Below are 10,746 nucleotides of genomic sequence, written 5' to 3'. Positions count from 1 at the left end.
AGCCACTGAGGCGGGCATGACCGCCCTTGGCAACCGCGCCAAGCTGGCTCTCGTTGAGCAGGCCCGCCTTCCACATCTGCGCCGCAGTCGCGGGCGTCAGGTTGAGGTTGAAGTCGCCATTCTGGTCCATGGCGATCTGCCGCTTGCTCATCTCGATGCCATTGGCACGCAGCAGCCCCCGCATCCGCGACAGGCGCTCGCGTTCAACGATGCTGGTAATCCGGGCGTTGTGCGCCCGGTCGGCAATGCCATCAGCGCCGCCTTCCGCCATATCGAGCTGGTTACCGCTGGCGTCGGCCAGAGTCCGAATGAAGCTGTCGAGACGGGCGGCTTCACGCGTGGACATACCGGCTGCTTCTGCGCCTTGCGCAAAGCCAAAATTCTCCGATTGCCGCCGCTCTTCGCCGATCCGGGCAGCGCTGCGCGTGCCGTCATGGCCGACCTCACGTTGGGCATCGAGCTTGCCTGATCGTTCGGCAAAGTCGTAGCCGGCGGCCTCCCTGGTTCGACCATAGACCCTTGTGCCCTCACGCGCCGCCTCGGCAGTCATCCCGTCTGCGGTGCCGAGCTCTGTCGCGGCCTTGTAGGTTTCAAGCGCCCCGGCGACCTGGGCCTCATTGCGGCCAGTGGCGCGGGAGAGCTGCGTGATGGCAGACGAGCGCGCTTCGCCGGAGAGGGCGTTAATAAAGGCGATGCGGCGGCTCATCTCGTAAACGGGGAGACCCAGCATGGCAGCGGCGTTGCGCTGGCCTTCATTGCCGCCCGTGCGGTGGGCCTGTTCGGTCGCGACATTGCCGCGCTCCACCCGTGCGACCCTGTCTCCCGCATAGTCGCGGCGCCCTTCCATAGCACCGACCTGCACCTGCGCTGCCGTCAGGTCATTGCGGAGCATCGCCTCCTGGGCGAAGCTATTGGCGATCAGTTTCGCGAACGTCGGATCGGCGCTGGCCTCGGCCACGACGCCGCTCGCCTTGAGTTCGGCATCCTGGGTTCCGTATCCGGCCCGTTCGAATTGTCGGGTGGCCGCCTGCATCATCATGCCATAGGCGCGGGTGTCCCCAAACGCCCGCCACTGAACAAGCCCCTGGGTGAAAGCGCCGAACGCCTTTTCGCCGGCCTCACCCGCGCCAAAATAGCGGGTGCCGAGGGTCCGCAGCGCGTCCTTCTCCGCAAAATTGTGGATGGCGCTGGTAGCCGCTGCTGCTCGGACCGCGCTGATCGTGGCCGGGTCACCCAGGTCCCGGCCATGAAGCGCGGGCGCAAGGCCGCCCATCTCGCGGGCGGCATCGAGCGCGCCAAGCCCCATCGCCGGGCCGCCGGGCGCGCCAGTGCCATGGGATGCTGTGACCGCGCCCGCCGCGCCGAAACTACGGTTGGTGCCGAAGCTCGATCGCTCGCCAAAATCCCCGAAGTTCGACGCTGCGCCACGGCGCGCGCCCGTTCCCATGGCCGAGGCCTGCGCTTCCAGCGCGGAGGCGAGGCCCTCGGAGGTGGACACGCCAGCGGCGGCAGCCGAGCCTTGCGCCTGGACGCCGAGCGACCCGCCGGTGAAGGAGGAGAAGACATTGCCCGAAAAGCGGAAGACGGTGAACACGAACGCGCCAGCCAGGCCCGCCGCCGCGGTGCGGAAGCTCCCGAAGATCGCCAGCGCCTTCATGGCGGAAGAGGGAGCCAGCATCCAGGCATTGGCCGCCAGATGGTTGGACCGCATCTCGGCCAGCACCGCCATCGCTCGTCCGAGGGTTAGCTGGTAGATGCCCGCATCGATGACTCCCCAGAGCGCCACGAACACGAACAGCCCCAGCGCGAAGCTCGCGACCCGAAGGTTGATGGGGGTGAGAATGAACAGGAGGGCGATCGGCATCATGAACAGCATGATCCCGAACACCGTCGCGCGGATCGTCGGCATCCATTCATTGGCGGTCGACATGGTCGCCAGGCCGCCCGCGACCACGGCCCGGTTGGCCATCACCCGCGAGGCCGTCGCCGGACTGTCCTCGAACAACACATCGCCGACACTGGTTCCTAGCAGCACATCGGTGAGGAAGGCCTGGGCGGTGAGCGGCGTGCCCAGCATCATGTCGCCCATTTCGGAGAGGTTGCTGCGGCAGCGCGCGAGCTGGTCGGGCTTGTCGATGTCATAGCCGGTGCGTTGGCAGACCTGCGCCGAATAGCCTTCGAACACGGCAGGGTCGGACAGCCGGTCCGCGATATGCTCCCAGGCCTCGTTGCAGCTGACCGTCGTCCCGCCCTTGTCGGCAGCGGTGAAGACCGTGCTGAACGTCGCTGGCCCCGCCATCGCCGCGAAAGCGGCGGGGAGGTCGGTGCTGGTCCGGAACAGTTGGTCGTCGTCGATCCCGTAGGCGGGCGAGACCCGGGCGACCGGATAGCATTGGCGGACATAATCCTTGATCGTCGCATCGAGAAAGGCGTCGGTCATGGGACCGCGCGGGCTCACCGCATTGAGGAACAGGTCGAAGGCATGGCCGCCCGCACCGAACTCGAGCTTGGCGTGGGGGTCGAGCGTATTGTCGTCGATCGTCTCGGCGAGCGCCCGCTCCATCATGTTGGTGACGCCCGCCACAAGCACAATGAGATTGGGGACATCGCCGACCGGCTGATAGGCATTGCGCACCCGGTCATAGACATGGACGGTGCCGGTGGTCGCAACCAGGCCGACGAACAGGCCGATCCCGACCAGCATCTGGAGGCCGAAGGCGACAAGGCCCATGCCGGTGCCGCGGATCATGGCGAGCACGGCGCCGAGCGCGAGGCCCACCACCGCGACGATCAGCACCAGCGTCTCATACCGGGGATCGGCGAAGATCATCGAGACGAGGCGGAAGGCATCGACCGTCTCGGCAAAGCCGTCATAGGTGTGGAAGCTCGTCTCCAGCGCCAGGGCGGGGGAGGTGATCGAAATCGCCGTCAGGCTGGCGAGGGTGCGGGCAAGGCGTTGCATCGACTGCCCCCTCAGCGGTTGCGGTTGGCGGCTGCGCCGGCCGCATCGCGCGCATCGCGGTCGCGCTGGCGGATCAGGCCCGCATAGCCAGTAGAGAGATCGGCCTGGGAGAGGGCGGCCAGATAGGATTGGCGCATCTGCGCCCGCTGGCGGAGCACCTCTTCGCGCAGATCCCGCAGTTGCTCGATGCCTTTGGTCAGAATGCGGGTCTGGCAGATATTGGCGCTTGTCCCGTCGCTGGCGCCCGCGGCATTGGTGCCGTGCTCGGCATTGGAGAGGGCGAAATCGATGCTGCGCGAAAGATCGTTCAGCATCTGATAGGCAAGGGTCAGCGCAACCAGCTCGTCAGTATCGCCGATCACCGAATCCACCACATCCTGGCGCACGCCCCATTCGAGCATCCGGTAGACCGGCAGGGTGCGGACATTGGCGACGAACTGCCGTTCCTCGGCCGAAAGCGCTGCGCGGGTGCGGATTTTCTCGGCGATGGCGGTCATGCGCTCGCGGGTGAACGCCAGCGCGCCCTTGCCGCCATCCTGGGTGCAGTCGGCGGCGGTCGGTGGCATGGCGAGCGCACGGCGCATCACCCGGCCGCTCAGGAAATCATCGGAGGATTCGGTATCCTGCGCCGCGCAGGCGGGGATCGCGGCAAAGAGCGGCACCTTGTCGGTCGCGTCCCAGCGCATATAGACGTCGCCCACCCGGGCGCGCATGACGCCTGCCCAGTCAGACGCGCCAACGCGCGAGGCGGCATGGGCGAGTAGCGATCCAGTGCGGAAGATGTCGGTCACTTCGGCCGGGCAGTTGGCGAGCGCGTCCTTCAGATCCTCGGTCGGGCTGTTGCCGTTCGCCTGGATCTTCTCGCGGCTCTGCTGATAGCTTTTGGCATAGCCTTCCTTCACCGACTTGTAGCCGGTCATTTCCTCGATGATCCCGGACATATTATCGTCGCCTTTGACGATCTGAACCATTCGATTGGCAAGACGGCAGTCGTTGACCTGGATGGAATTCAAAAAATTGGTGGCCGCCTCCATCTTTGAGATGATGTTGCCCATCTTCTCGTCGAGCGTCTCGAGCAGATATTGAAAGGCGACGGCGGGCGCGGCCTGGAGGATGCTTTCGAGCTTCTGGACGAGATAATCGGGGTCGAGGAAGGACATGCCGCCCAGAAACATGTCGATGCCTCCGCAGCCCGCCTTCACTTTGGGAAGGGTGAGGCTGGTCAGATAATCGCTATGGACATCGATCCGGCCCGACATGCCGCCGGCGGTCACATAGCCGCGGGTCTGGTCCTCGAAACTGCCGGGGCTGGTATAGGTCACATTGTCGAACCAATGTTCGGCCCAGCTTTGCGCATGGGCCGGCGCTGCGGTGAGGCCGCAGGTCGAGAGAAGGGCGATTACGGATAAGGCCGGGCTAGATATGAAGAGGCGCATGGCGGTTTCCCTGGTAAAGAAAGGACAGGAGAAGCCGGCCCGCCATGCGCGGACTTCTCGATATGTGAGGTGGAAAATCCGAGGGATCATCCTCGCAAATTCGGAATAGAGATACGAATTTGAGAGGATGAAGGAGCGCCAGACTAAGCGCGAACCTATTGCATGTTTGCATGAAAGCTCCGCTGCCGCCCTGCTGGCACCACAGCAGGCCGCCAACGTTGCCCAGACAGTCGCGGCTTGTTCGTTGGCGGAGACAGACAGACTGTTCCTGGCTTTGCAGCGATGTCGCGACCGCAGTGGGAGTGAACGGAATGGTCATTGCCTCGCTCGACTGGCCACCCTTGCAACAGGCGCCACGATCCCGGTGAACTTGGCCATGCCCCGTACGCCGACGGCTGGACGCACACCGGTCTGCATCTTGATGCCAAGATAGAGATTGCGCGCGATATTGACCGCATGATCGGTCCCGATCGCCATCGGCAGGGTGCGGCCGCTGTCGGAGACCGGGCTGTTGATTGCCGTTGAGAACTGACCCGGGGTTTTCATCGAGAAGTGACCCACCTTTCGATTATGTTTCGGATGTCAGGGGTGGGTCAAGATGGGGGGTTCTCCTTCCTGGTTTTGGGCCGCTGGGCCGAGCTGTTCTTGAACCGGAAGCTGTCGTTCCCGGTTTCGAGGATATGGCAGTGATGGGTGAGCCGATCGAGGAGCGCGGTTGTCATCTTGGCGTCGCCGAACACGCTGGCCCATTCGCTGAAGCTGAGGTTGGTGGTGATGATGACGCTGGTGCGCTCGTAGAGTTTGCTCAGCAGATGGAACAGCAGCGCGCCGCCTGAAGCGCTGAACGGCAGGTAGCCAAGCTCGTCGAGGATAACGAGATCGGAGTGGGCGAGCCTTGCGGCGATCTGGCCTGCTTTGCCCTGGGCCTTCTCCTGTTCGAGGGCGTTGACCAGCTCGACCGTCGAGAAGAACCGCACCCGTTTGCGGTGATGCTCGATAGCCTGGACGCCGAGCGCGGTGGCGATGTGGGTCTTGCCGGTGCCTGGACCGCCGACCAGCACGATATTGTCGGCAACGTCCATAAACTCGCAGCGATGGAGCTGGCGAACCAGCGCCTCATTGACCTCGCTGCTGGCAAAGTCGAAGCCCGCCAGATCGCGATAGGCCGGGAACCGCGCGATCTTGAGCTGATAGGATACCGATCGCACCTCCCGTTCGGCGGTCTCCGCCTTCAGAAGCTGGGACAGGATCGGGACGGCCGCATCGAACGCTGGCGCTCCCTGTTCCATGAGATCGGTGACTGCCTGCGCCATGCCGTGCATCTTGAGGCTGCGCAGCATGACGATGATGGCGCCGCTGGCGGGGTCATGACGCATGGCGGTTCTCCCCGCGCAGGGCGTCATAGCGTTCCACATTGGCAAGAGGCTCGCTGACCAGTCTCAGTGCCTGCGGCGCCGTGATCGGCGATGTCGTCAGCGGCCTGCCATCGATCAGCCGGTGCAGCAGGTTGAGGATATGGGTCTTGGTCGGAACACCGGCCTCCAGCGCCATGGTGACCGCCATCAGCACGACCTGCTCGTCATGGTGCAGCACCAGGGCAAGGATCTCGACCATCTCCCTGTCGCCGCCAGGTGACCGCAACAGATGGCGCTGCAACCGCAGGAAGGGCTCGGGCAGTTCAAGGAACGGTGCGCCGTTGCGCAGGGCGCCGGGCTTACGCTGAACCACCGCCAGATAATGGCGCCAGTCATAGATGGTGCGCCCTGGCTTGTCGTGGGATCGATCGATAATCCGTTGATGCTCACATAAGATCTGGCCTTCGGCCACGACGAGGAAGCGGTCAGGATAGAGCCGCACGCTCACAGGACGGTTGGCGAACGATGCCGGCACGCTGTAGCGATTACGCTCCAGGTGGACGAGGCAGGTCGGCGAGACCCGCTTGCCATACTCGACGAAGCCGTCGAACGGGCGTCCCATCGGCATCAGGCTTGCCACCTCCTCGGTCCAGGCATCCGCGACAGAACCTGGCTCTATCCCGTGCGGGATATCGTGCCACAGCGCCTTGCAGCGATCCTCCAGCCAGATGTTCAGGGCGTCGAGAGTCTCGGTCTGCGGGACCGGCTGCCATAGCCGATGACGCGCATCCTGAACGTTCTTCTCGACCTGGCCCTTCTCCCATCCCGCTGCCGGATTACAGAACTCGGCCTCGAACAGATAATGGCTGACCATCGTCAGGAAGCGGGCATTGACGGTCCGGTCCTTGCCGCGTCTGACCTTGTCGACCGCAGTGCGCATGTTGTCGTAGATGCCTCGCCGCGGCACCCCGCCCAGCACGCGGAACGCATGATTATGGGCATCGAACAGCATCTCATGGGTCTGGAGAAGATAAGCCCGCACGAAGAAGGCGCGGCTGTAGCTGAGCTTGAAGTGCGCCACCTGCAGCTTGGTGCGCACACCGTCGATGATCGCCCAGTCCTCGCTCCAGTCGAACTGGAACGCCTCACCCGGCGCAAATGACAGCGGCACGAACGTACCCTTGCCACTCATCTGCTGCTGACGGCGATAATCGTCACGCCAGCCTCGGGCGAAGGCCGCAACGCGCCCATAGGAGCCATCAAAGCCCAGGCTCACCAGATCGGCATGGAGCTGCTTGATGGTGCGCTTCTGCTTGCGAGATCGGCCCATCTCTCGCCTGAGCCAGACCGTCAGCCGCTCGACGAACGGGTCCAGCTTGCTCGGCCGCTCCGGCACCTTGAACCGTGGCTCGACTGTGTCCGATCGCAGATACTTACGGACGGTGTTGCGGGATAGACCGGTGCGCCTGGCTATCTCACGGATCGACAGATGATCGCGGTAATGCCAGCGCCGGATGACGCTCAATAATGCCATGTCCAACACTCCATGGTCCCCCGCTCGTCAAAGCCAGGGGCGTGTTCAAACATGGGTCACTTCTCAGCGGAAATTACTGGCCTCCCCGGGTCAGTTCTCAACGGCAATCAACACCCAATACCTTGAAATCTCGCATCGACCGCGAGTCGGGCAACCAGTAGCAACGGCACTTGCTCGGGCATTCCGCGGCGCAGCTTTGCGGATGGCAGCGCCACGCGCTGCTCCATCGCAGTGGTGATCGTGTAGTAGCCGACCACCCTTTGGCGCTGTGCCGCGTCGCACACCACGTAGGTACGCGCCGAATTGCCTTCGCTTGCGAGCGCCCGATCATGCAACCATGCATCGAGCGATTCATGCACGCCATTCGTGAAGTCGTTGACTTCATGTTGTGCGGCCAAGCGCTCAGGCGCGGTGACGCGAATTTCTGCCATGGATCGCTCGCGAACCGACCGTCAGCGTTCCCAGGACGGCTTCCGCTGCATCAGCTTTTTTAGCTGCTCTGACGGCGCCGGGGAAGAATCTAGCGTTGCCAGGAACTGCTCGTGCTGCTCTGCGTCCAGAAAGAACGTGCGCTGGTCCAGGATCGCATCTTCGGCTTCTCGGCGTGCGCTGTCGAGCATGAACTCGGAGAGCTTCTGACCACGTAAAGACGCAGCGCGGGTGAGGATGGCTTTCATGCTTGCAGAGGCACGAATCTGAATGACATCATTCTTGGGCGGTGGAGTACGGCGGGTAGAATGAGGTTGTGCGGTCTGTGCCATGGTTCCAAGCTTTCTTTCAGATTGAGTAGCCCCTAGTTTTCTAGACGCCTTCAGCTTTCAGAATCTGCTGCCGTTCGAACTGGTTGGGTGACAGCATCCCGTTCCTAACCTGCTTGCGCACCGGGTTGTAGAACATCTCGATGTAATCGAACACGTCCTGCCGGGCTTCCTCGCGTGTTTTGTAGGTGCGGCGCCGAATGCGCTCACGCTTGAGCGAGGAGAAGAAGCTCTCGGCGACGGCGTTGTCATGGCAGTTGCCGCGCCGACTCATCGAATGCTCAAGATTGTGAGCCCGGATGAAGGCCGCCCAGTCCATGCTGGTGAACTGCGAGCCCTGATCCGAGTGGATCAGCACCCGTTGCTTCGGTTTGCGCCGCCATACCGCCATGTGCAGCGCCTGCAGCACCGCATCGGTGGTCTGCCTGCTCTGCATCGACCAACCCACCACGCGGCGGGAATAGAGATCAATCACGACGGCCAGATAGGTAAAGCCCTCCAGGGTCCGGATGTAGGTGATGTCTGTCACCCAGGCTCTGTCGGGTGCGGCCACGTCGAACTGGCGATCCAGAGTGTTGTCGACCGCCAGGGACGGCTTGCCGCTATAGTTCCCGGGTCGGCGCTTGTAGCCGACCTGCGCCTTGATACCCGCCAGCCTGGTCAGCCGGGCAACGCGGTTCGGGCAGCAGGTCTCGCCCTGCTCCAGCAGGTCGTCGTGCAGCTTGCGGTAGCCATAGACCTTGCCGCTGTCGTTCCAGGCTTGCCGGATCAACTCTGTCTGTCGAGCATCTTCCTGGGCCCGCGTGCTCAGTGGGCTCTTCTGCCAAGCATAGAAACCGCTGGGCTGGATGCGCAGGCATCGACACATCGATCGAACCCCGAACTGGTCACGATGCTCGGCAACAAATGCGTATCTCACTTTGCATCCCTGGCGAAATACGCGGTGGCTTTTTTTAGGATGTCGCGCTCCTCGGTCACCCGGGCCAGCTCGCGCTTCAACTGGCGGATCTCGGCATCCTTGCTGGCATCCCCAGGCACCACCTTCGCCAGTTGTCGCTTCCAGGCATACAGCGAATGCTGACTGACGCCGAGCCGCTCGGATACCTCCGCTACCGGATACCCACGTTCCGTAATCTGGGCCACCGCATCACGCTTGAACTCATCGCTGAAATTGGACTTCCCCATCGTTGTCTCCTGTCCTCAAAATTAGGATAGAAGGCGTCCAGAAATCTAGGGGCTACTCAGATACCCGATATGTCGATCCGTCATGACAATGTCAATACACGTCGCCGAGGTCGTGGAACCACGATCCAGTCTTACCGACGAACACTGCCCGGCTATCATGAGCGCCCACCTTTATCCAAATCCCTTCTTTCCGGCGCAGTGCAGCTTGAAAGCGCCACGTTGCTGAAAAGGGATGAGGTACAGGCCCTTCGGATTGACGCCGTCCTTGGCGAGACGGTCCTATCTGTCGACCGCACGGCCAAGGTTCTCATCTGCAACAGCGGCCGTCACCATGAAGCGCGCTATTTGCGCGCTGTGCGCAATGTCTCGGAAGGCCGTTCGCCGAAACGCGCCCGATAAGCATTGGAGAACCGGCCCAGATGTACGAAACCGACGTCCAGCGCGATTGACGTAACATTATCGGTTTTGCGTGCCTCCAGGTGCGTGCGCGCTAGATCGAGCCTTAGGTCGCGGACGAATTGCATCGGCGTCGTTGCACGAAATCGCTGAAAACTGTCGAGCAATGTGCGGACAGGGACGCCCGCCGCGCCAGCGATCTGATCCAGGTTCAGCCTTTCGGTGAGATGACTGTGGATAAAGGCTTCGGCACGTTTTACCGCCACTGGCGCAATACTGGATGCCTTTGCTTCCTCAATGCCGTGGCCATGCAACAAGGTTCTGACGAACATGCTTTCATAGTCCGACTGAAGGCGCCTGTCCGTGCGCAGGAGCTCGATGCCGTTCGCATCCCCCAGCATCGACTGCATCAGGCCCAGCCAGGGTTTGAGCGCCGGCTGGCGCAGGTCGATCTGGGACTTCATGGATGGTCGCCCCCCATCGCAAGCCTGCCGCATGACATTCGACTCAACGCGGATGACGAGTTGTTCGCAATCCTCGGAAAATTTCGCTCTAACCGGTGTGCCGGGGGCCAGATATACGCCCTTATCCGGACCGATGCTCGCCTCTTGATCCCACGCTGTTACTCGAGCCTGTCCAGCGAGGCAGAAGATCAGCAGATGATAATCCTCGACGTGATCGATCCTCAGATTGGTGCGGCCAAAGCGGATGGTGCCAATCCCCAGGCCACCGACGGGCAAAAAGTTCATTTCCGCCTCGAACAATTCCGTATCGCCGACCGGATCGAGTTGGTGCGGTTGCATCACCGCCGCTATTCTCGCTCTTGTATCTTCCACATCTCGTGATGTGAAAAGCCTGCATGCCTTATGCTTCGATAGTTGACGACCAATCATGTAGATACCCCGACGAGATTTCTCTGATGCTCCTCATCCTGCTGAACCCCGCGACAGTTCTTTATGAAAATTGCGTGAGTGCTAGGGAACCTTTGAGTCGTCTAAAGTGACCTCCTACGAATATGCACGAAATGGATAGTCCATCAAGTCGTCAGATAGATCTAGATGTCGTAATCGTCTGATTGTCACTGCGGCTTATGAGACTTGAAGCGCGCGGCGAGCTCGGG

9 protein-coding genes are annotated in these 10,746 nt (G+C 62.2%); all 9 read right to left on the bottom strand.

All coding sequences use genetic code 11. The features are described from left to right. The coding region (locus tag SX1_RS07730; protein WP_019052521.1) for a conjugal transfer protein TraG N-terminal domain-containing protein at window positions 1-2,962 on the bottom strand (2,962 nt) is incomplete at its 3' end. Window positions 2,963-2,973: 11 nt separating this feature from the next. Beyond that, the gene (locus SX1_RS07725) at window positions 2,974-4,398 is read right to left on the bottom strand and encodes a conjugal transfer protein TraH (RefSeq protein ID WP_019052520.1); all 1,425 of its coding nucleotides are present in this window, start codon (window positions 4,396-4,398) and stop codon (window positions 2,974-2,976) included. A gap of 315 nt (window positions 4,399-4,713) precedes the next feature. Next, a complete protein-coding gene (locus tag SX1_RS07720; RefSeq protein ID WP_019052519.1) occupies window positions 4,714-4,944 on the bottom strand; it encodes a hypothetical protein in 231 nt (76 codons plus the stop codon). 47 nt (window positions 4,945-4,991) lie between these two features. Further along, window positions 4,992-5,774, bottom strand: coding sequence for an IS21-like element helper ATPase IstB (istB, locus tag SX1_RS07715; RefSeq protein WP_019052518.1), 783 nt, complete (start codon window positions 5,772-5,774; stop codon window positions 4,992-4,994). Beyond that, on the bottom strand, window positions 5,764-7,287 hold the full coding sequence (istA, locus tag SX1_RS07710) for an IS21 family transposase (protein ID WP_019052517.1): 1,524 nt from the start codon (window positions 7,285-7,287) through the stop codon (window positions 5,764-5,766). The genes istB and istA overlap by 11 nt, the downstream gene beginning before the upstream one ends. Before the next feature lie 107 nt (window positions 7,288-7,394). Then, window positions 7,395-7,718 (bottom strand): hypothetical protein, encoded by a 324-nt coding sequence (locus SX1_RS22465; protein WP_019052516.1) that lies wholly within the window; start codon window positions 7,716-7,718, stop codon window positions 7,395-7,397. Between the two features lie 21 nt (window positions 7,719-7,739). Then, window positions 7,740-8,048: a type II toxin-antitoxin system TacA family antitoxin gene (locus SX1_RS07700; RefSeq protein WP_026149574.1), complete on the bottom strand. Its 309-nt coding sequence runs from the start codon at window positions 8,046-8,048 to the stop codon at window positions 7,740-7,742. Window positions 8,049-8,088: 40 nt separating this feature from the next. Further along, window positions 8,089-9,230, bottom strand: a protein-coding gene (locus SX1_RS07695) for an IS3 family transposase (RefSeq protein ID WP_086012663.1) whose coding sequence is annotated in 2 segments (ribosomal slippage) — window positions 8,089-8,990 and window positions 8,990-9,230 — 1,143 coding nt in all. Because the reading frame shifts where the segments join, the coding sequence is not laid out codon by codon here. 341 nt (window positions 9,231-9,571) lie between these two features. Beyond that, window positions 9,572-10,519: an AraC family transcriptional regulator gene (locus SX1_RS07685; RefSeq protein ID WP_026149573.1), complete on the bottom strand. Its 948-nt coding sequence runs from the start codon at window positions 10,517-10,519 to the stop codon at window positions 9,572-9,574. Window positions 10,520-10,746: the final 227 nt, after the last annotated feature.

The organism is Sphingobium xenophagum NBRC 107872 (genome assembly GCF_000367345.1).
GTDB classification, from domain to species: Bacteria; Pseudomonadota; Alphaproteobacteria; order Sphingomonadales; family Sphingomonadaceae; genus Sphingobium; species Sphingobium xenophagum.
The sequence above is the reverse complement of the archived record's forward strand: the minus strand, read 5'-3'. Positions and strand labels throughout refer to the sequence as shown.

Excerpts from the sequence above, each read along its gene's own strand:
- SX1_RS07725 (WP_019052520.1), bottom strand. The coding sequence starts at position 4,398 with ATGCGCCTCTTCATATCTAGCCCGGCCTTATCCGTAATCGCCCTTCTC.
- SX1_RS07720 (WP_019052519.1), bottom strand. The coding sequence starts at position 4,944 with ATGAAAACCCCGGGTCAGTTCTCAACGGCAATCAACAGCCCGGTCTCC.
- istB (WP_019052518.1), bottom strand. The coding sequence starts at position 5,774 with ATGCGTCATGACCCCGCCAGCGGCGCCATCATCGTCATGCTGCGCAGC.
- istA (WP_019052517.1), bottom strand. The coding sequence starts at position 7,287 with ATGGCATTATTGAGCGTCATCCGGCGCTGGCATTACCGCGATCATCTG.
- SX1_RS22465 (WP_019052516.1), bottom strand. The coding sequence starts at position 7,718 with ATGGCAGAAATTCGCGTCACCGCGCCTGAGCGCTTGGCCGCACAACAT.
- SX1_RS07700 (WP_026149574.1), bottom strand. The coding sequence starts at position 8,048 with ATGGCACAGACCGCACAACCTCATTCTACCCGCCGTACTCCACCGCCC.
- SX1_RS07685 (WP_026149573.1), bottom strand. The coding sequence starts at position 10,519 with ATGATTGGTCGTCAACTATCGAAGCATAAGGCATGCAGGCTTTTCACA.